The sequence below is a fragment of the Herbaspirillum sp. genome, assembly GCF_017744395.1.
Classification (GTDB): Bacteria; Pseudomonadota; Gammaproteobacteria; order Burkholderiales; family Burkholderiaceae_D; genus Herbaspirillum.
In genome coordinates, this window is record NZ_JAGIBI010000002.1 from 361,497 (window position 1) to 381,527 (window position 20,031).

Sequence of the window (20,031 nt, forward strand, 5' to 3'; positions counted from 1 at the left end):
ATGGCCAATTCCCTTTTCTCCTGGCTCAAGCGCCTGGGCGGCAGGCCGGATGCCGGCGGCGACGCGCCGCTCAAGGCCGAGCGGCCGATGGTGTTCGTCAAGGAGTTGTCGCCGAAGTCGCGCCGCCACCTGCTGCGCCATTTCCTGGCGCTGGAAGACCCGGACCGGCTGCTGCGCTTCGGCTCCAAGCTGTCCGACGACATGGTGACCCGCTACGTGGAGAACATCGACTTCGCGCGCGACACCGTGTTCGGCGTGTACGACCGCAGGCTGCGCCTGCTGGGCGTAGGCCACCTGGCCTTCGCGCCGCGCGAGAGTTCGCGCATCAGCGGCGCCACCATCAAGCCGGTGGTGGCCGAGTTCGGCGTCTCCGTTTCGGCCGCCGCGCGTGGCCTGGGCGTGGGCACCAAATTGTTCCAGCGCGCGGCCATGCATTGCCGCAATGCCGACGTCGATACGCTCTACATGCACTGCCTGTCGTCCAACAAGGTGATGCTGCACATCGCCAAGAAGGCCGGCATGGACATCCACCGCGACTATGGCGAGGCTGATGCCTACCTCAAGATCAGCCCCGCCAATTCGGCCACCGTGTTCCAGGAAGCGATGGAGGAGCAGGCCGCCATGCTGGACTACATCGTCAAGGCCAACTTCAAGGCATTGCTCAAATGGGGAGCGCGCGTGACGGGCATCGGCGGCAAGGGAAACGGGAGCGGCGGCAAGCCTTGATCCGGCCCGCACAAGGCCTTGCCCACATGACCTGTGGCGCAATGCGGCGCATAATATGCGTCTCACCTTGAAAACGGATTTGCCATGAGCACCAATCCCAACACCGACGACTTTTTCGCCACTGTCGCGACAAAATCCGACAGCGGCGCATTGCGCGGCGACTACAGCCAGGCTGACGCCAACTACGTGGTGGCGCAGAGCTGGAACAGCTATACCCCGGAGCAGCATGCCCGCTGGCGCCGCCTGTACGAACGCCAGGCCAGGCTGATCCCGGGCCGCGCCTGCGACGTCTTCATCGACAGCCTGAAGGCGCTCGACGTCGCGCAAGGCATCCCGCGTTTCGACCGCACCACCGAAGCCTTGTACAAGGCCACCGGCTGGCAGCTGGTGGCGGTGCCCGGCCTGGTGCCGGACCAGACCTTCTTCGAGCACCTGGCCAACCGCCGCTTTCCGGTGACGGTCTGGCTGCGCGAAGAGCATGAGTTCGACTACATCGTCGAACCCGATGTGTTCCACGACTTTTTCGGCCATGTGCCGCTGCTGTTCAACCCGATCTTCGCCGATCACCTGCAGGAATACGGCAAGGGCGGCCTGAAGGCGCTCAAGCTGGACGGCCTTGCCTACCTGGCGCGCCTGTACTGGTACACCATCGAGTTTGGCCTGATCCAGAGCGAGCAGGGGCTACGCATCTACGGCGCCGGCATCCTGTCTTCGGGCGGCGAGGTCGAGTATTGCCTCTCCAGCGGCCAGCCGCGCCGCATCCCGTTCCAGGTCGAGCGCATCATGCGTACGCTGTACAAGATCGATTCGTACCAGGAAACCTATTTCGTGATCCGTGATTTCGAGCAACTGTTCCACGACACCGCGCCCGACTTCACGCCGCTTTACGATCGGCTGAAAGCGCAGGAGGCGCTGCCGGCCGATACCTTGCTGGCGGGCGAGACCAACCTGCCGGCCAATCGCTGAACTTGTGCCATCCGCTACCACCGCCATCCCGGCTTTCGCCGGGGTGGCGGATGCGTGCGTTCAGCGAAGGGGAATAAAAAAACGGATCTGACAGGGGAGGCCAGATCCGTTGAGCTAGTGGTGCTTTCAACACTAGAGGGGAGGAACCTTGCACAGAGAATGGATACCAATCAATCGCTGTTCAAGTGAGTCTTATTAAACGCCCGCCGCGCCGCCAGTCCAATTCCTTTTACCGGTTGTTACATTCGCGCTTCGCTTGTAACACCCCGCCTGTTTTTTGACAGCCGGAAATATTGTTGTTTGGCCCTTTCCGGCATTTTCTTCTTTGCAAACTCCTTCTTTCCGCAGGACTTGCGGAATTGTTTCCGGCTTGCCAAAAGAACGCCCAAAACCGCCGGAAGCCCTGCTGCGACGCGCGTAGCGGGCCTCCCATCGTTGTGCTACCTTGATTTCATAAATAGAAATAAAACCAGCGCCCACAAGGCGCCGGCGTTTTGATTGCCAGCGCGGCCAGGCCCACACTAAGCCCGGCAGCACGGGCGCATGTGAAACCAAGAACACGATTTTTGGCACGGAGACCGCATGAACGCACCCCTACCATCCAGCCAGCGGCTATTGCTGGAAGACGTCTCGCTGGACGACAAATACACCCTTGAACGCGGCCGCGTCTTCATGACCGGCATCCAGGCGCTGGTGCGCCTGCCGATGCTGCAGCGTGAGGCTGACCGCCGTGCCGGCCTCAATACCGCCGGCTTCATCACCGGTTATCGCGGCTCGCCGCTGGGCACGGTCGACCAGACCGCCGAGAAGGCGAAGAAATACCTCGACGCCCACCAGATCAAATTCCATCCGGGCATGAACGAAGACCTGGCCGCCACCAGCGTGTGGGGCACGCAGCAGGTCAACCTGTTCCCCGGCGCGCAATATGACGGCGTGTTCTCGCTGTGGTACGGCAAGGGGCCGGGCGTGGACCGCTGCGGCGACGTCTTCAAGCACGCCAACATGGCCGGCACTTCGCAGCACGGCGGCGTGCTGGTGATCGCCGGCGACGACCATGCGGCCAAGTCCTCCACCACCGCGCACCAGAGCGAACACATCCTCAAGGCCTGCGGCATCCCGGTGCTGTATCCGTCCTCGGTGCAGGAATACCTCGACTACGGCCTGCATGGCTGGGCCATGAGCCGCTACACCGGCTTGTGGGTGGCGATGAAATGCGTGACCGACCTGGTCGAGTCAGGCATGTCGGTGATGATCGATCCGGACCGCGTGCAGATCCAGTTGCCGCAAGACTTCGCGCTGCCGCCGGACGGCCTCAACATCCGCCAGCCCGACACCGTGCTCGCGCAGGAAGCGCGGATGAACAACTACAAGTGGTATGCCGCGCTGGCCTACGCGCGTGTCAACAAGCTCAACCAGATCGTGTGGGACAGCCCGCACGCCAAGATCGGCATCATCACCGCCGGCAAGTCCTACCTCGACACGCGCCAGGCGCTGGACGACCTCGGCATCGACGAGCAGGTCGCGCGCGACATCGGCATCCGCCTCTACAAGGTCGGCATGACCTGGCCGCTGGAAGCCGAAGGCGTGCGCGAGTTCGCGCAGGGACTGGAAGAAATCCTGGTGGTGGAAGAGAAGCGCCAGATCCTCGAATACCAGTTGAAGGAAGAACTCTACAACTGGCGCGACGACGTGCGTCCGCGCGTGGTTGGCAAGTTCGACGACACCGGCGAATGGAGCGGCTCGCAGCGCGAAGGCCACGGCAACTGGCTGCTGCCGGCGACCTATGAACTGAATCCGGCGCAGATCGCGCGCGCGATTGCCACCCGCATCTCGCGCTACTTTGCCGGCCATCCGGTCGAGCAACGCGTGCGCGCCCGCATCGCCTTCCTCGAAGCCAAGGAAGCCGCGCTCAACATCAGCAGCAAGCCGGACCCGAACAAGGACCGCATCCCGCATTTCTGCTCGGGCTGCCCGCACAATACCTCGACCAAACTGCCGGACGGCAGCCGAGGCCTGGCCGGCATCGGCTGCCACTACATGGTGACCTGGATGGACCGCGAGTCCAGCATCTTCACCCACATGGGCGGCGAAGGCGTGACCTGGGTCGGGCAGGCGCCGTTCACCAGCGAGAAGCATGTGTTCGCCAACCTCGGCGACGGCACCTATTTCCACTCGGGTTTGCTGGCGGTGCGCGCCTCGGTCGCGGCCAAGGTCAACATTACCTACAAGATCCTCTACAACGATGCGGTGGCCATGACCGGCGGCCAGGAATTCGACGGCCCGCTCGATCCGGCGATGATCTCGCGGCAGCTGGCGGCGGAAAACGTCAATCCGATCATCGTCGTCACCGATGAACCCGACAAGTATCCGGCCGGCACCCGCTGGGCTGAAGGCGTCACCATCCGCCACCGTAGCGAACTCGACGCCGTGCAGCGCGAATTGCGCGAAGTGGCCGGCGTCTCGGCCATGATCTACGACCAGACCTGCGCCTCGGAAAAGCGCCGCCGCCGCAAACGCAACGCCTATCCCGACCCCGCCAAGCGCGCCGTGATCAATGAAGCGGTGTGCGAAGGCTGCGGCGACTGCAGCGTGCAGTCGAACTGCCTGTCGGTCGAACCGCTGGAAACCGAATTCGGCCGCAAGCGCCAGATCAACCAGTCCTCGTGCAACAAGGACTACTCCTGCGTCACCGGCTTCTGCCCCAGCTTCGTCACCGTCGAAGGCGGCAAGCTGAAGAAACCGGCGCGGGTGCAGCCGGGTGCGGATGCGTCGCCGGCAATGCCGGCATTGCCAGAGCCGGTATTGCCGTCCTTGGCCGATCCCTACGGCATCCTGGTCACCGGCGTGGGCGGCACCGGCGTCATCACTATCGGCCAGATCATTGCCATGGCCGCGCACGTGGAAGGGCGCGTGTGCTCGGTATTGGACATGAGCGGCCTGGCGCAGAAGGGCGGGCCGGTGATGTCGCACGTGCGCGTGGCCGACAAGGCCGACCACCTGTATTCGACCCGCGTGGGCACCGGCGCGGCCGACCTGGTGATCGGCTGCGACGTGATCGTCACCGCCGGGCGCGACGCCTTGTCGCGCATGGGCGAAGGGCGTACGCGCGCGGCCGTCAACTCGACCCAGATGCCGACCGCCGCTTTCGTGCGCAACCCCGACTGGCAATTCCCGGCCGCTTCCAGCGAAGGCGAGATCGCCAAGGCCTGCGGGCGCGACAACGTGGCGCTGGTCGATGCCGGCCATATAGCCACCGCGCTGATGGGCGACGCCATCGCCACCAACATGTTCATGCTGGGCTATGCCTGGCAGAAGGGTTGGGTGCCGCTGTCGGAAGCCGCCTTGCTGCGCGCCATCGAGCTCAATGCGTTGCAGGTGGACTTCAACAAGCAGGCGTTCGCCTGGGGCCGCGTGGCCGCGCACGATATCGACACGGTACTCAACGCCGCCAAGCGCAACGGCATGACGGCGCAGGTGATCGAGTTCAAGCGCACGCCGACGCTGGAGCAGACCGTGGAGCGCCGCGTCGGTTTCCTGACCTCCTACCAGAACGCCGCCTACGCGCGCCGCTACAGCGATTTCGTGCAGCAGGTGCGCGCCGCCGAAAGCGCTCTGGGCGAAGCCGGGAAAGGGCTGAAGTTGACCCAGGCCGTGGCGCAATACCTGTTCAAGCTGATGGCCTACAAGGACGAGTACGAGGTCGCGCGGCTCTATACCGATGGTGCTTTCCGCGACAAGATCGCCTCCATGTTCGAGGGCGACTACCAGATCAAATTCCACCTGGCGCCGCCGCTGCTGGCCAAGCATGACGACAAGGGCCATCTGGTCAAGAAGCAGTACGGCTCATGGATGATGCCGGCCTTCGGCGTATTGGCGAAGCTGCGCTTCCTGCGCGGCACCGCCTTCGATCCCTTCGGTTATACCGGGGAGCGCAAGCAGGAGCGGGCCTTGATCGAAGAGTACCGGACGACCGTGTCGCGCCTGCTGGGCAAGCTCACGGCGGACAACCTGCAGCAGGTCATCGCGGTGGCGCGCATTCCGGAGGATATCCGTGGCTACGGGCATGTGAAGGAGCGCCATTTGCAGGCGGCCAAGCAGAAGGAGGCTTCACTGCTGAAGATGATCGAGCAGCCGGAATTGCAAGGCATTACGGCGGCGGATGTGCCGTCCGGGCCGGGAGGTGGAGGAAAGAAAGCGGCGTGAGATTGATACACCGTTGAAAGACACTGGGTCCTGACGAAGGTCAGGACCCAGTGTCGTTTGCCAGTCAAGCGAACCGGCCACCGCTGACCCGTTCTATGCCCGCCAGATCCCGCCAGCTTTGCACCTCGCCGAATCCCGTGCCCGACAACAGCGCCCGTACCGCCGTCGCCTGGTCGTAGCCATGTTCCATCAACAGCCAGCCGCCGCGCTTGAGATGCGCATGCGCGCCATCGATGATGTTGCGCAACGCCGATAAGCCATCGGCATGGTCGGTCAGCGCATCGATCGGTTCGAAGCGCAGGTCGCCTTGCGAGAGATGCGCATCGCCATCGACGATGTAGGGCGGGTTGGAGGCGATGACATCGAAGGCCGGCGTGGAAGCGTCCAATCCCTGATACCAGTCGCTCAAGGTGAATTCGACATTGACGCCGTTGGCGGCGGCATTGGCGCGCGCCACTTCCAGCGCCGCCGGGCTGGCGTCGAGTGCGGCCACCGAGGCATCGGGCCGTGTGTGCGCGATGGCTACGGCGATGGCGCCCGAGCCGGTGCCCATGTCCAGCAGGCGTCCGCCTTGCGGCAAGCGTTCGATGGACAACTCCACCAGCAATTCGGTATCGGGACGGGGAATCAGTACGTCCGGCGTGACGCGGAAATCGAGGCCGTAGAATTCGCGCGCGCCGACGATGTAGGCGATCGGTTCTCCGCGCAGGCGCCGTTCGAACAGGGCCGCCAGCGCATCGGCCTCGGCGAGGTCGAGCCGGCGTTCAGACTGGGTGATCAGCTGCACCCGCGTCAGCCGCAGCGCGTGGCACAGCAGGATGCGGTTTTCCAGCGCATCCAGTGGCGCCGTCTTCAATACCGTTGCCAGCGTGCAGCCGGCGAAGCTGGATACGAGGGCCATTTCAGGCGCGCTTGAAGACCTGGCGCAGAAGCACCAGCGCCAGCACCGCGAACCAGATCAGCGACCAGGTCGGAATCTGCAAACCGAACACCGGCGGCCAGGGCGCCGCGCAGAAACCGTCGGCGGTAAACACCTGCGGCAGCAGTTTGGCGGTAGGGAGCTGGTTGAGCGCGGTTTCCAGCGGATCGGTGGTGCAGGATACGCCCGGATGCGCCTTCACATACAGGTGCCAGACGGCGGTGCCGGCGCCGCCCAGCGCCGCCAGTACGCCCAGCGCGGCGCTGCCGCGGCGAGCCGGGGCAGGCATGCAATAGCCGATCAGCGCGAATGCCGCCACCAGCACGAACATGTAGCGCTGGATCACGCACAGCGGGCAGGGCTGCATCTCTTCGACGATCTGCAGGTACATGGCGAAACCGAGCAGCGCGATACATACCAGCGCCACCAGCAGGAAGACCGATTTGGATGATTTCATGAGTTATTCGCTTTGGTTGGATTGAGGCCGACTCAGGCAGTGCTGCCATGACGGATTGTAGTGGAGAGTCCTGCTCGCTTGCATGCCGCCCCCTCAGGCGGCTACCGCGATGCAAGCCTTTCAGAGCTGCTAGGGCCGTATTTGGTTCCTGTCGTCAGTCGTCGCCCAGTTCCGCCAGCAATTCCGCCTGGTGCTCGGTGATCAGGGCGCTGGTCAGTTCTTCCAGGTCGCCGTCCATGATGAAATCCAGCTTGTACAGCGTCAGGTTGATGCGGTGGTCGGTCATGCGCCCCTGCGGGAAATTATAGGTGCGGATACGTTCGCTGCGGTCGCCCGAGCCGATCAGCGACTTGCGGGTGGCCGCTTCCTTCGACTGCTGCTCGCGCAGTTGCACGTCCTTGATGCGCGCGGCCAGCACCTTCAGCGCCGAAGCCTTGTTCTTGTGCTGGCTGCGGTCGTCCTGGCATTCCACCACGATGCCGGTCGGCATGTGGGTGATGCGCACCGCCGAGTCGGTCTTGTTGATGTGCTGGCCGCCGGCGCCGGAGGCGCGGAAGGTGTCGATGCGGATGTCGGCCGGATTGATCTCGACATCCTCGACCTCGTCGGCTTCCGGCATCACGGCCACCGTGCAGGCCGAGGTGTGGATGCGGCCCTGGGTTTCGGTAGCCGGTACACGCTGCACGCGGTGGCCGCCGGATTCGAACTTCAGGCGCGAATAGGCGCCGAAACCGGCGATGCGCGCGATCACTTCCTTGTAGCCACCGAGTTCCGATTCGGAGGAGGAAACGATCTCCACCTGCCAGCGGTTGCGTTCGGCATAGCGCGTGTACATGCGCAGCAGGTCGCCGGCGAACAGCGCCGATTCGTCGCCGCCGGTACCGGCGCGGATTTCCAGGAAGATGTTGCGCTCGTCGTTCGGGTCCTTGGGCAGCAGCATCTTCTGCAGGTCGCCTTCCAGCGCTTCCATGCGGCTCTTGGCGCCGTTGATCTCTTCCTGCGCGAACTCCTTCATGTCCGGATCGGCCAGCAGTTCCTGCGCGGTCCTGATGTCGTTGCCGGCTTGCACGTAGTTCTGGTACAGCGCCACCAATGGGCCCAGTTCGGCGTGCTCGCGGGTCATCTTGCGGAAGTTGTCCATGTTGGCCGTGGCGTCTTCCTGCGCCAGCAGGCTGTTGAGCTCTTCCAGCCGTTCGGCTAGCTGGTCGAGTTTGGCGAGCATCGATGGTTTCATGTGCGGGTCGGTAAAGAAGGGTCTTGCGGAACCGTCGGCGCTGCGGGGCAGGCCACGGCAAGGCGATGCCCATGCCCATGCACGAAGAGCACGGGCATGAAGAGAGAGGGACGCTAACGCTTGGTGCGGAACAGTTGCGGCAGCAGCGAAACCAGCTGGGTGCGTTGCTCGCCCTGGGCATGGTGCAAGGCCTGTTGCGGGCCGTGCAGGAACTTGGCGGTCAGGCCCTTGGAAAGGGCTTCCATCACCGCCTCGACATCGTCGCCCTTGGCCAGCATCTTGCGGGCGCGTTCCAGTTCGGCCAGGCGCAGGGCCTCGCCGGTCTCGTGCAGGTCCTGGATCAGCGGCACCATGGCGCGGCTGTCGATCCAGTGCATGAAGGACTGCACGCGGGTTTCGATGATGGCCTCGGCCTGCGCCACCGCGGCTTGGCGGTTTTCGACGCCGCTTTGCACCACCGAGGCCAGGTCGTCCACGGTGTACAGGAAGACGTCGTCCAGGCGCGCGACTTCGGATTCGATATCGCGCGGCACGGCCAGGTCGACCATGAAGATAGGCTTGTGGCGGCGCGCCTTGACCGCGCGCTCGACCAGCCCCAGGCCGATGATCGGCAGCGAGGAAGCGGTGCACGACACCACGATGTCGAAGCGGGCCAGTTGCGCCGGCAGGTCGGCCAGGCGGATCGCGTTGCCGTTGAAGCGGTGCGCCAGCGTCTCGCCGCGCTCCATGGTGCGGTTGGCCACCGTCAGGGTCTTGGGGTTCTGCGCGGCGAAATGGGTGGCGCACAGCTCGATCATTTCGCCGGCGCCGATGAACAGCACGTTCTGCCCCGAGATGGAATCGAAGATGCGCTGCGACAGGCGCACCGCGGCGGCGGCCATTGATACGCTGTGGGCGCCGATCTCGGTGGTAGTCCGCACTTCCTTGGCCACCGCGAAGGTGCGCTGGAACAGCTGGTGCAGGTAGGTGCCCAGGCCGCCGGCGGCCTCCGCCTGGCGCACCGCGTCCTTCATCTGGCCCAGGATCTGCGGCTCGCCCAGCACCATCGAGTCCAGCCCGGAGGCGACGCGGAAGGCGTGGCGCACGGCATTGTCCTGTGGCAGCGCATAGAGGAAGGGGCGCAGGTCGGCGTAGGGGATCCGGTGGTACTCGGCCAGGAACTGCGCGGTGCGGTCGATGGCGAAATCGACGCCATCCTGGCCGGCCGCCGCCGCGTACAGCTCGGTGCGGTTGCAGGTGGAGAGGATGGCGGCTTCGCCGGAGGAAATGATCTGGTCGTTGCCGCCGAACCAGGCGCGCGCCGTCGCCACCGCCTGGCCGATCTGGTCAGCGGGGAAGGCCACTTTTTCGCGCAGCGAAACCGGCGCGGTAGTGTGGTTGAGTCCGACGGCGAGCAAATGCATGGAATGACGCGGCTTTCAATGCCGCTGGGCTTAAATTCGGGGCCAAAAGCGGCCAAAACTGGCCTTTTACAACGAGGCTATTATACCCGCTGTGCAATAAGGGGTTTGGCAGCGGGCTGATAAGCGGTATTCATTCCTGATATGGGGCAGCTTTTGGCATTGGCTGCCGCCGGAATACAACAGGATTTCCCTGGGGAAATTCAGGCGGGCGACGAGCCCAGTCGTTCCAGTTGATAGCCATAGCCGTAGACCGTGGCCAGCTTGTAGCCATGTTCCGGTTTCAGCTTGAGCTTGGTGCGCACGCGCGAGACGTGGGTATCGATGGTGCGCGTCGGCACCTCGGGTTCGGCGCCCCAGATGCGCTCCTGGATGAAGGCGCGCGACAGCGGGCGGCCCAAGTGTTCCAGCAGCAGCAGCGCTAGCTCTGCCTCCTTGCGCGTGAGGGCGGCGTCCAGCGCCGGATGTTCCTGGCTGGAGACGCGCAGGCGGTCGAGGTCGAACACGAAGCCGCCGCTGCGCACCACGTGCGCCGCCTGCGGATCGGCCGCTTGCAGCAGCAATTCCAGCCGCAGCGCCAGTTCGCCGCGGCGGATGGGCTTGACCAGGTAATCGTCGGCACCGGCTGCGCGCAGCGTTTGCAGCAAGGCTTTTTGCGCCGGGGCGGCCAGCAGCAGCACCGCGGGGACGGCGTCGCCATCCTGCGCCGGTTGCGCAAGCAAGGCGCGCAGGCCGGCCGCGGTTTGCGCGACCTGTTGTTCCAGCCCATCCAGATCCGCCACCAGCAGGCCGACGCCATCCTCGCGCGCGGCGGCGAAGCCTTCCACGCCGGCATAGCTTGCGCAGTCGCGCCCGGCCAGCAGCTGGCGCAGCAGGGTCGCGCAGTCGGCGGAGAAGGAGAGAATCCCGATCTTCATGGCATCGAGGCCGTCAAAGATGGAAAAAAGGGCAGCCGGGCTGCCCTTTTTCCAATGGTTCCGAGCTGCGTCAGACCGGCGCCGAATCGGCGTCCGGCAGCACCACGTTCACATCCAGCACTTCCAGGTTGCCCTGGCGGTCCAGCGAGATCTTGATGTCGTCGGCATTGACCTTGGTGTACTTGGAGATCACCTCGATCAGTTCCTTGTGCAAGGCCGGCAGGAAGTCCGGGCCCTGGCGGCCGTTGGAGCGTTCGCGGGCGATGATGATCTGCAGCCGTTCCTTTGCTGCAACCGCGCTCTTGGGCTTGGCCGGGAACAGGAATGAAAGCAGGGACATATTACTTACCTCCGAAAATGCGCTGCAGGAAGCCAGGCTTTTCGTAGTTGGTGAAGCGCAGCTCGACGTTCTCGCCAAGGAAGCGCGACACCACGTCCTGGTAGGCCAGGGCCACGTCGCTGTCCTTCATGTGGATCGCGGGGCTGCCCTGGTTGGAAGCGGCCAGCACCGATTCCGACTCGGGGATGATGCCGATCAGGGGAATGCGCAGGATCTCCTGGACGTCGGTGTACGACAGCATTTCGCCGCCTTCCACGCGCTTGGGCGCGTAGCGGGTGATCAGCAGGTGTTCCTTGACCGGTTCGCCGCCGCTTGATGCGCGGCGCGACTTGGCCTGGATGATGCCGAGGATGCGGTCGGAGTCGCGCACCGAGGACACTTCCGGGTTGGTCACCACGATCGCCTCGTCGGCGAAGGTCAGCGCCATCACCGCGCCGTGCTCGATGCCGGCGGGCGAGTCGCAGATGATGTATTCGAAGTCCATCTTGGACAGGTCGTCCAGCACGCGCTCCACGCCTGCCTCGGTCAGCGCGTCCTTGTCGCGGGTCTGCGAGGCCGGCAGGATGAACAGGTTGTCGCAGTGCTTGTCCTTGATCAGGGCCTGGTTCAGCGTGGCTTCCTTGTTGATGACATTGATCAGGTCGTACACCACGCGGCGTTCGCAGCCCATGATCAGGTCGAGGTTGCGCAAGCCGACGTCGAAGTCGATCACAGCCGTCTTGTGGCCGCGCATTGCCAGGCCCGATGCGAAACTGGCGCTCGACGTCGTTTTGCCGACGCCGCCCTTACCGGAAGTCACAACGATGATTTTTGCCACAAAAAACTCCTTAGAAAAACAGTGCGCTGATGCGATTGGATTGGGTTACGTATTCGGTTTGCGATTTGGGTTCAGGCCGCCTGCATCGCCAGCACGTCGATGCGTTCGCCATTGAGGCGCACCTGCACCTGCTTGCCCGCGATCTCCGCCGGGTGGCCGTTCTCGAAGGTTCGATAGACCCCGGCGATGGAAACCAGTTCCGCCTCCAGCGAGGCGGTGAAGATGCGCGCCTCGGTGTTGCCGGAGGCGCCGGCCAGCGCCCGTCCGCGCAGCGGCGCGTAGACGTGGATGCTGCCGTCGGCGATGATCTCGGCGCCATTGTTGACCGCCGCCATCACCACCAGGTCGGCGCCGCGCGCATAAATGCGCTGGCCGGCGCGCACCGGGGTGTCGACGATCATGGTGCGCGCCGCCGGGGCCGGTGCTGCGGCCGGAGCGGGCGCAGGGGCGGGCTCCGGTTGCGGCGCCGGCTTGGCGGCGGGGGCTTCCTGCAGCGCGGCTTCCTGCGCGCGCGCATTGGCGGCGCCGGCGCCCGCTACGGCCGAGCTGTCGATCGCCAGGCCGTGGGCCACGATGCCTGCGTGCAAGTCTTCCGGCGCATTGCGCACGGCCACGGTGTTCAGGCGGAACGTCTTGAACAGCCCGACCAGCGCCTGCCAGTCGATGGCGGCAGCGGCGGCGCCTTCCAGCGCGCCGATGTCGAGCACGGCAAACTCGTCCTCGAAGAAGTCGGATACGCCGCCGGTCATGTCCTTCAGCGCTTTGTGCAAAGCGGCAGGATCGGTTTCATGCAGGATTGCCGAGATGGCAACAACGGTGGATATCTTGATTTCGATCGGTTTGCGGGCTTTTTGCATAAATCGTTTGCTCGGGTGCGGCGGAAAGCCAGCCGAAACGCCGCTTTCCGCGAATATTGGCTGTGCATTATACAGGCAGGATGGCGCTGCGATAGCGCCATATCGCGGCTTTTCGGCGGGTCAGGCCGGATTGGGAGGCGTCAGCAGTTGTTGCAGCTTTTGCAGGTCGCGCATGACCCATTTGGCATCTTCCGCGAATTTGGCATCGTCCATGCCGGGCTGGCGAAACAGCGTAAACGTCAGTTCGCTGGCGCCCTCGCCATTGGCGACCACGCGCATCGGCACTGCCACCCGCGCGCCGTCGGGCAGCGTCACTTCATGGTCGAGCACGCCATAGGCATTGGCCTGGGCGAAGCAGATCGTTACCTGCCCCGACTCGCCCTGCGCGATCCAGGCATCGCCTTCCTGGCGCAAGCCCTGGCCCAGGCCGGAGGCCCATTGCGACATGTTGCGGGGATCGGAGAGAAAGGCGTAGGACTGCGCCACCGGAACGGGCAGCGTGACGTGCAGGATCAGGACGGGCAGGGCGGACACGGCGTTCTCCTGTGAGGGAATAAAACGGCATTATCCACCGTGCCATGAAAAACGGCCGGAAACGTCGCAAGACGCTTCCGGCCGTGTTGTGCCGGTCAGAGCGGCGCGCTTGCGCGCGCCGTCCCATCATCAGCCCGGTACCTTGCCGTCCACGCCTTCGACGTAGAACTTGATGCCATGCAGGAAGCCATCGTCAGCCACGGCGTCCTTGCCCAGCACTTCCTTGCCGGTGTTGTCCTTGATCGGACCCTTCCAGATCGGCGCGCTGCCGTCGACGATGCCTTTCTTGCGCTCTTCCACCAAGGCCTTCGCATCGGCCGGCAGATCGGGATTGAAGGCCGCCAGGTCGATGCCGTTTTCCTTCAGGCCGATCCAGCTGGTGCTGCTCTTCCAGGAGCCGTCCAGCAGCGCCTGCACGCGCTGGGTGTAATACACGCCCCAGTTGATCATCGAGGCAGCCAGGTGGGCCTTGGGGCCGAAGCTGGTCATGTCGCTGTCCCAGCCGAAGGCGTGCACGCCCTTTTCCTGCGCGGTCTGCACCACGGCGGCGGAGTCGGTGTTCTGCATCAGCACGTCCACGCCCTGGCCGATCAGGGTGGTGGCGGCTTCACGCTCCTTGCCCGGGTCGAACCATTTGTTGACCCAGACCACGGCGGTGGTCGCCTTCGGGTTCACCGAGCGCGCGCCCAGCGTGAAGGAGTCGATGTTGCGGATCACCTCGGGGATCGGCACCGACGCCACTACGCCCAGCTTGCCGGATTTGCTGATCTTGCCCGCGACTACGCCGGCCAGGTAGGCGCCTTCATAGGTGCGCACGTCGTATTGCGCAAGGTTGTCGGCGGTCTTGAAGCCGGTGGCGTGTTCGAACTTCACGTCCGGGAATTCCTTGGCGACTTTCAGCATCGCTTCCATATAGCCGAAGGTGGTGCCGAAGATCAGCTTGTTGCCATCGGTGGCCAGCTGGCGGAACACGCGCTCGGCATCGGCGGCGGATTCGGGAATGTTTTCCACGAAGGTGGTCTTGACCTTGTCGCCGAACTTCTCTTCGACCGCCTTGCGGCCCTTGTCGTGGGCGAAGGTCCAGCCGGCGTCGCCGACCGGGCCGATGTAGACGAAGGCCACCTTCAGCGGATCGGCGGCAGGTGCGGCGGCAGCCGGAGCAGTTGCCGGCGCGGCGGCTTCTTCCTTCTTGCCGCAACCGATCAGGGTTGCCGCGGCCAGGGTGGCGAGCATCGCCAGCGAGGCTCTGCGCGAAATGATCATTGTGTTCTCCCTCAGGTTGGTTGAAATGCGTATTGCTGACTACAAAAAATTCATGCGGAGCCGGGACGGAACGGCTTGCCCAGCGAGGCCGGCATGTTCAGGCGGATCCAGTCCGGATTGCGCGAGATCAGCGCCAGCACCACGATGGTCGCCAGGTACGGCGCCATCGACAGGATCTGCGACGGCACCGTCACGCCCATGCCCTGCAGGTAGAACTGGGCGATGGTGACGCCGCCGAACAGCAGCGAACCCAGCAATACCCGTGCCGGGCGCCAGGTGGCAAAGGCGGTCAGCGCCAGCGCGATCCAGCCGCGCCCGGCCACCAGGCCTTCCACCCACATCGGCGTATACACCAACGACATGTAGGCCCCGGCCAGGCCGCAGCAGGCGCCGCCGAACAGCAGCGCGCCAAAGCGGATGCCGCGCACCGGATAGCCCAGCGCATGCGCCGACTCGGGCGACTCGCCTACCGCGCGCAGCACCAGTCCGGCGCGCGTGCGATACAAGAACCAGATGCTGGCGATGCACAGCGCGAAGGCCACGTAGCTCATCCAGTGCTGGTGGAACAGCGCCGGGCCGATGAAGGGAATGTCGCCCAAGAGCAGCACCGAATTGGGCTGCGCCGGCAGCGCCAGGCCGACGAAACGCTGGCCGACGAAAGCCGACAGGCCGGCGCCGAAGATCGACAGCGCCAGGCCGGTGGCGACCTGGTTGGTCGCCAGTTGCAGCGCCAGCCAGGCGAACAGGGATGCCATCAGCATGCCACACACGGCGCCGGCGATGAATCCCAGCAGCGGGCTCCTGGTGGCGTAGCCGACCGCGAAACCGGCGATGGCGGCCACCAGCATCATGCCTTCGGCGCCCAGGTTGAGCACGCCGGAGCGTTCGTTGATCAGCAGGCCGATGGCCGCCAGCAGCAACGGTGTGCCGGCATTGATCGAGGCCGCGATGAGAGGTGCGAGTTGTTCCATGTTCAAACCTTTTTCTTCCAGGCCAGCCGGTAGTCGATCAGCGTGTCGCACGCCAGCAGCAGGAACAGCAGCATGCCCTGGAACACGCCGGTGATGGCCGACGGCAGGCCCAGGCGCGACTGCGCCAGTTCGCCGCCCAGGTACAGCAGCGACATGATCAGGCCGCCGAGGATGGCGCCGGCCGGATGCAGGCGGCCGATGAAGGCCACGATGATGGCGGCGAAGCCGTAGCCCGGCGACACCGACGGCAGCAATTGCCCGATCGGTCCGGCGATCTCGAACGCCCCCGCCAGGCCGGCGAAGGCGCCCGAAATCAGCAGCGACACCCACAGCGCCGAGCGCGCCGAGAAACCGGCGTAGCGCGCGGCATGCGGCGCCACACCGCCCACCATCAGCGAAAAGCCGCGCAGGCTGCGCATCATGAAGACCGCCATCAGCAGCGCCGCCGCGATGGCCACCACGAAGCCCACGTGCAAGCGCGTGCCGGCCACCAGCATGGGCAGCATGAAGGTGTCGGAGAACACCTTGGACTGCGGGAAGTTCATGCCGTTGGGGTCCTTCAGCGGACCGTTCACGGCCCACATCAGCAGCAGTTGCGCCACATAGGTCAGCATCAGCGAGACCAGGATCTCGTTGGCGTTGAACTTGTCGCGCAGGAAGGCGGTGATGGCCGCCCAGAACGCGCCGCCGAGAACGCCGGCGGTGATCATCAGCAGCAGGCCGGCGCCGCCGGAGATGCCGTGGCCCGGCACATCCAGCCACACCAGCATGGCGCCCGAACACAGCGCGCCGACGGTGAACTGGCCCTCGGCGCCGATGTTCCAGATGCTGGCGCGGAAGCACACCGCCAGCCCCAGCGCGCACAGGATCAGCGGCGTCGCCTTGAGCAACAGCTCGCTGATGGCGCGCTTGCCGGAGAAGGGATCGACCAGGAACACCTTCAGTCCGGCCAACGGATCCTTGCCCAGCGCCAGGAACAGCAGGGCGCCCAGCAGCAGCGTGAGCGCGATGGCGATCACCGGCGACCAGTAGGTCATGGCGCGCGAAGGCGCGCCGCGCAGTTCAAGGCGGAACGGCAGCGACATCCATTTAGCCATGGCGCGCCTCCGCGGCGGCATCCCACAGCCCGCTCATCCATACGCCGACCTGTTCGCGGGTGGCCTGCTCGATCGGGATCGAGGGCGACAGCCGGCCCTTGGCGATCACATGCAGGCGGTCGCACAGCGCGAACAGCTCATCCAGTTCTTCCGAGATCACCAGCACCGCACAACCTTCCTGTTTCAGTTTCAATATCTCGCCGTGGATCTGGGCGGCCGCGCCCACGTCCACGCCCCAGGTCGGCTGGGCCACCACGAACACCGACGGCTTGCGCTCCATTTCGCGGCCGACGATGAATTTCTGCAGGTTGCCCCCCGACAGGCTCTTGGCCGGCGCATCCGGCCCGGCCGCCTTGACCTTGAAGCGCTCGATGATGGAAGCGGCGGCGCGGCGGGTGAAGCCGAAATCGATCATGCCGCGCTTCACGTACGGCGTCTTCTGGTGCGACAGCAGCATGTTGGCCGTCAGCGAAAGCGTCGGCACGGCGCCGCGCCCGAGGCGTTCTTCCGGCACCAGGCCCAGCCCCAGCGCGCGGCGCGGGTTGGGCGAGAGATGCCCGGCCTGCTTGCCGCCCAGCAGGACCATGTTGGGCGCGGCACGCTGGTCCTCGCCGGACAGCGCGGCCAGCAATTCCTGTTGGCCGTTGCCGGAGACGCCGGCGATGCCGACGATCTCGCCGGCGCGCACTTCGCATTCGATGTCGCGCAATTCGGTGGCGAACAGGTGCGCCTTGGGCAGCGACAGGCGGTTGATGTGCAGCTTGCGCTCGCTGCGCTGGGATTCGGGATTGCGCTCGCGCTGCAGGCGCACCAGTTCGTCGCCGATCATCATGCGCGACAGGCTGGCGCTGCTCTCATTGCGCGGATCGCAATTGCCGGTCACGCGGCCGCCGCGCATGACGGTGGCGCTGTGGCACAGCGCGCGGATCTCGTCGAGCTTGTGGCTGATGTAGAGGATGCTGCAGCCTTCGTCGGCCAGGCGGCGCAGGGTGACGAAGAGTTTCTCGACCGCCTGCGGCGTGAGCACCGAGGTCGGCTCGTCCAGGATCAGCAGCTGCGGATGGGTCAGCAGGGCGCGCACGATTTCCACGCGCTGGCGCTCGCCCACCGAGAGCGTGTGGACGTGGCGGTGCGGTTCCAGTTCCAGGCCGTATTTCTCGCCGGTCTGGGCGATGCGCTGCGCCAGCTCCTTCAGATCGGTCCCGGCGTCGAGGCCGAGCGCGATGTTTTCGGCCACGGTCAGCGTATCGAACAGCGAGAAATGCTGGAACACCATGGCGATGCCCAGTTTGCGCGCCGCCTGCGGATTGGCGATCTGCACCGCCTCGCCGTTCCAGCGGATGTCGCCGGCATCGGGCTTGACCGCGCCGAAGATGATTTTCATCAAGGTCGACTTGCCGGCGCCGTTCTCGCCGAGCACGGCGTGGATTTCGCCGGGCGCGACGGACAGGCTGACGTCGTCGTTGGCCAGCACGCCCGGATAGGCCTTGCGCACACGGCTGATTTCCAGGCGGAGTGGAACTGCGCTCACGTGTTTTCCCTGTGGTTCTTGTTTGATGACTGGCGCCCGCCCGTACGGCGGCGCGCTCCCCTTGAGATACGGCACTTTAACGAATTGCCAATGCGTGCGACAGCATAGACAAATTGACGCCGGCAGGGAACTGCTTTCGCGCTGCGCGGCGTCTTGTGGCTTATTTGCCGCGATGCGCCCAGCCGGTGGTGCGTTTTTCGATGACGGCGAACAACTCGTACATGGCCATCGCCATGGCGCCGATCACCACCAGCCCGGCGAAGGCCAGCGGCATCTTCATCGAGGAGCCGGCCGACACCAGCAGGTAGCCGATGCCCTGGTTGGAGGCGTTCATCTCGGACACGGTGGAACCGACGAAAGCCAGCGTGATGGCGACCTTCAGCGAGGCGAAGAAATACGGCATGGAGCGCGGCAGGCCGACCTTGAGCAGGATGTCCATGCGCCTGGCGCCCAGCACCCGCAGCACGTCCTCCAGTTCCGGCTCCAGCGTGGCCAGGCCGGTGGCGATGTTGACCATGATCGGGAAGAACGAGATCAGGAAGGCGGTCAGGATCGCCGGGCCGGCGCCGATGCCGAACCAGACCACCAGCACCGGCACGAAGGCGGCCTTGGGCAAGGCGTTGAAGGCGGTCATCAGCGGGTAGGCGGCGGCATACAGCAGCGGCGAGGAACCGATGGCGAAACCCAGCGCCACGCCCACCGCCACGGCGATGGCAAAGCCCACCATGGTGACCCAGAAGGTCGCCAGTGCGTGCTGGGCGATCGGGCCGGCGAACTCCACCATCGCTTCGATGATGGACAGCGGGCTGGGGAAAATGAAGTCGGAGACCTGCCACACGCTGCAGACGAATTGCCAGATGCCGAGGATGGCCAGCAGCAGGAACCAGGGCGCCAGCGTGGTGGCGGCCCGGTTGAGTTTTCCTTTGAACGGTTTGGTCATGTCGTGTGGTTCCCGGTTCAGGTGTTGCGCACGTGGCCGATATGCTCGCGCAGCTCGTGCACCAGGCCGTTGAAGGCGTCGGTATAGGTGGTTTCCAGGTCGCACGGGCGCGGCAGCGGGTTCTCGCGGCGCACCACGATGCGACCCGGGCGCTTGCTCATCACATAGATGGTGTCGGCCAGGAAGGCCGCTTCGCGCAGATCGTGCGTGACCAGGATGACGTTGAACCTGCGCTCGGCCCACAAGTCGCGCAGCACGCACCACAGTTCTTCGCGGGTGAAGGCGTCGAGCGCGCCGAAGGGTTCGTCCAGCAGCAGCATCTTGGGTTCATGGATCAGCGCGCGGCAGATCGAGGCGCGCTGCTGCATGCCGCCCGAGAGCTGCCAGGGAAACTTGTCGGCATAGCCGTCCAGGCCCACCGTCTTCAACAGCTTGAGGGCGCGCTCGGCATATTCGGCTTTTTTCTGCTTGAAGTCATGGCGATAGGGCTCGACGATCTCCAGCGGCAGCAGCACGTTTTCCAGCGTGGTGCGCCAGGGCAGCAGCGTCGGCGCTTGGAACGCCATGCCGACGAACTTCAGCGGGCCGGTGACCGGCTGGCCGTCGATGACGACGCTGCCGCGGTTGGGCTGCTTCAGGCCGGTGGCCAGTTTCATGAAGGTGGACTTGCCGCAGCCGGACGGGCCGACGATGGCGATGAATTCGCCCGCCCTGGTCTGCAGGTCGATGTCTTCGACGGCGAACTCGGTGGCGCCGTCATAGGCCAGGTAGACGTGGCGGAAATCGACGAAGGTCTCGCTCATGATGTGCTTCTTTTCTGCGGTTGCTCTTGATGCTGGTGGCGGCAGTCGCCTGCTGC

At 65.0% G+C, this 20,031-nt stretch carries 19 protein-coding genes; 3 read left to right on the forward strand and 16 right to left on the reverse strand.

Annotated elements, in window-relative coordinates:
• Together J7548_RS07530 and phhA are read left to right on the forward strand one after the other, a co-directional pair.
• A complete protein-coding gene (locus J7548_RS07530; RefSeq protein ID WP_290972592.1) occupies positions 1-726 on the forward strand; it encodes a GNAT family N-acetyltransferase in 726 nt (241 codons plus the stop codon).
• An 84-nt stretch (positions 727-810) separates the two neighbouring features.
• Positions 811-1,692 (forward strand): phenylalanine 4-monooxygenase, encoded by an 882-nt coding sequence (gene phhA, locus J7548_RS07535; RefSeq protein ID WP_290972595.1) that lies wholly within the window; start codon positions 811-813, stop codon positions 1,690-1,692.
• A 195-nt stretch (positions 1,693-1,887) separates the two neighbouring features.
• On the opposite strand, the gene J7548_RS07540 is transcribed toward phhA, so the two are convergent.
• Entirely contained in the window at positions 1,888-2,265 is a 378-nt protein-coding gene (locus J7548_RS07540) for a hypothetical protein (protein ID WP_290972598.1), read from the reverse strand.
• A gap of 9 nt (positions 2,266-2,274) precedes the next feature.
• Here J7548_RS07540 and J7548_RS07545 point away from each other — a divergent pair, with 9 nt between their 5' ends.
• Positions 2,275-5,895, forward strand: a complete 3,621-nt coding sequence (locus J7548_RS07545) for an indolepyruvate ferredoxin oxidoreductase family protein (RefSeq protein WP_290972601.1) — start codon at positions 2,275-2,277, stop codon at positions 5,893-5,895.
• A 64-nt stretch (positions 5,896-5,959) separates the two neighbouring features.
• Here J7548_RS07545 and prmC read toward each other — a convergent pair whose 3' ends face one another.
• The 15 genes from prmC to J7548_RS07620 all read right to left on the reverse strand — a co-directional run bounded on the left by prmC (position 5,960) and on the right by J7548_RS07620 (position 19,975).
• The gene (prmC, locus tag J7548_RS07550; protein WP_290972604.1) at positions 5,960-6,796 is read right to left on the reverse strand and encodes a peptide chain release factor N(5)-glutamine methyltransferase; all 837 of its coding nucleotides are present in this window, start codon (positions 6,794-6,796) and stop codon (positions 5,960-5,962) included.
• A 1-nt stretch (position 6,797) separates the two neighbouring features.
• Positions 6,798-7,271, reverse strand: a complete 474-nt coding sequence (locus J7548_RS07555) for a disulfide bond formation protein B (RefSeq protein WP_290972607.1) — start codon at positions 7,269-7,271, stop codon at positions 6,798-6,800.
• 154 nt (positions 7,272-7,425) lie between these two features.
• Complete coding sequence (gene prfA, locus J7548_RS07560; protein ID WP_290972611.1) at positions 7,426-8,505, reverse strand: peptide chain release factor 1; 1,080 nt, start codon at positions 8,503-8,505, stop codon at positions 7,426-7,428.
• A 113-nt stretch (positions 8,506-8,618) separates the two neighbouring features.
• A complete protein-coding gene (gene hemA, locus J7548_RS07565; RefSeq protein ID WP_290972614.1) occupies positions 8,619-9,908 on the reverse strand; it encodes a glutamyl-tRNA reductase in 1,290 nt (429 codons plus the stop codon).
• A gap of 200 nt (positions 9,909-10,108) precedes the next feature.
• Positions 10,109-10,822, reverse strand: a complete 714-nt coding sequence (locus J7548_RS07570; RefSeq protein WP_290972618.1) for a winged helix-turn-helix domain-containing protein — start codon at positions 10,820-10,822, stop codon at positions 10,109-10,111.
• A gap of 70 nt (positions 10,823-10,892) precedes the next feature.
• A complete protein-coding gene (minE, locus tag J7548_RS07575) occupies positions 10,893-11,162 on the reverse strand; it encodes a cell division topological specificity factor MinE (RefSeq protein ID WP_290972622.1) in 270 nt (89 codons plus the stop codon).
• A 1-nt stretch (position 11,163) separates the two neighbouring features.
• Positions 11,164-11,979 carry a septum site-determining protein MinD gene (gene minD, locus J7548_RS07580; RefSeq protein ID WP_290972625.1) on the reverse strand — a complete coding sequence of 272 codons (816 nt, stop codon included), beginning with the start codon at positions 11,977-11,979 and terminating at the stop codon, positions 11,164-11,166.
• A 71-nt stretch (positions 11,980-12,050) separates the two neighbouring features.
• Entirely contained in the window at positions 12,051-12,836 is a 786-nt protein-coding gene (gene minC / locus J7548_RS07585) for a septum site-determining protein MinC (protein ID WP_290972628.1), read from the reverse strand.
• Positions 12,837-12,956: 120 nt separating this feature from the next.
• On the reverse strand, positions 12,957-13,370 hold the full coding sequence (locus tag J7548_RS07590; protein WP_290972630.1) for an SRPBCC family protein: 414 nt from the start codon (positions 13,368-13,370) through the stop codon (positions 12,957-12,959).
• 129 nt (positions 13,371-13,499) lie between these two features.
• Positions 13,500-14,633, reverse strand: coding sequence for a BMP family ABC transporter substrate-binding protein (locus tag J7548_RS07595; RefSeq protein WP_290972631.1), 1,134 nt, complete (start codon positions 14,631-14,633; stop codon positions 13,500-13,502).
• 50 nt (positions 14,634-14,683) lie between these two features.
• Positions 14,684-15,604, reverse strand: a complete 921-nt coding sequence (locus J7548_RS07600) for an ABC transporter permease (RefSeq protein WP_290972633.1) — start codon at positions 15,602-15,604, stop codon at positions 14,684-14,686.
• A gap of 2 nt (positions 15,605-15,606) precedes the next feature.
• Positions 15,607-16,701: an ABC transporter permease gene (locus J7548_RS07605; protein WP_290972636.1), complete on the reverse strand. Its 1,095-nt coding sequence runs from the start codon at positions 16,699-16,701 to the stop codon at positions 15,607-15,609.
• Positions 16,694-18,232 (reverse strand): ABC transporter ATP-binding protein, encoded by a 1,539-nt coding sequence (locus J7548_RS07610; protein ID WP_290972637.1) that lies wholly within the window; start codon positions 18,230-18,232, stop codon positions 16,694-16,696. Before J7548_RS07610 ends, J7548_RS07605 begins: the two co-directional genes overlap by 8 nt.
• Positions 18,233-18,392: 160 nt before the next feature.
• Entirely contained in the window at positions 18,393-19,172 is a 780-nt protein-coding gene (locus J7548_RS07615; RefSeq protein WP_290972638.1) for an ABC transporter permease, read from the reverse strand.
• 17 nt (positions 19,173-19,189) lie between these two features.
• Complete coding sequence (locus tag J7548_RS07620; RefSeq protein WP_290972639.1) at positions 19,190-19,975, reverse strand: ABC transporter ATP-binding protein; 786 nt, start codon at positions 19,973-19,975, stop codon at positions 19,190-19,192.
• Between the last annotated feature and the right edge of the window lie 56 nt (positions 19,976-20,031).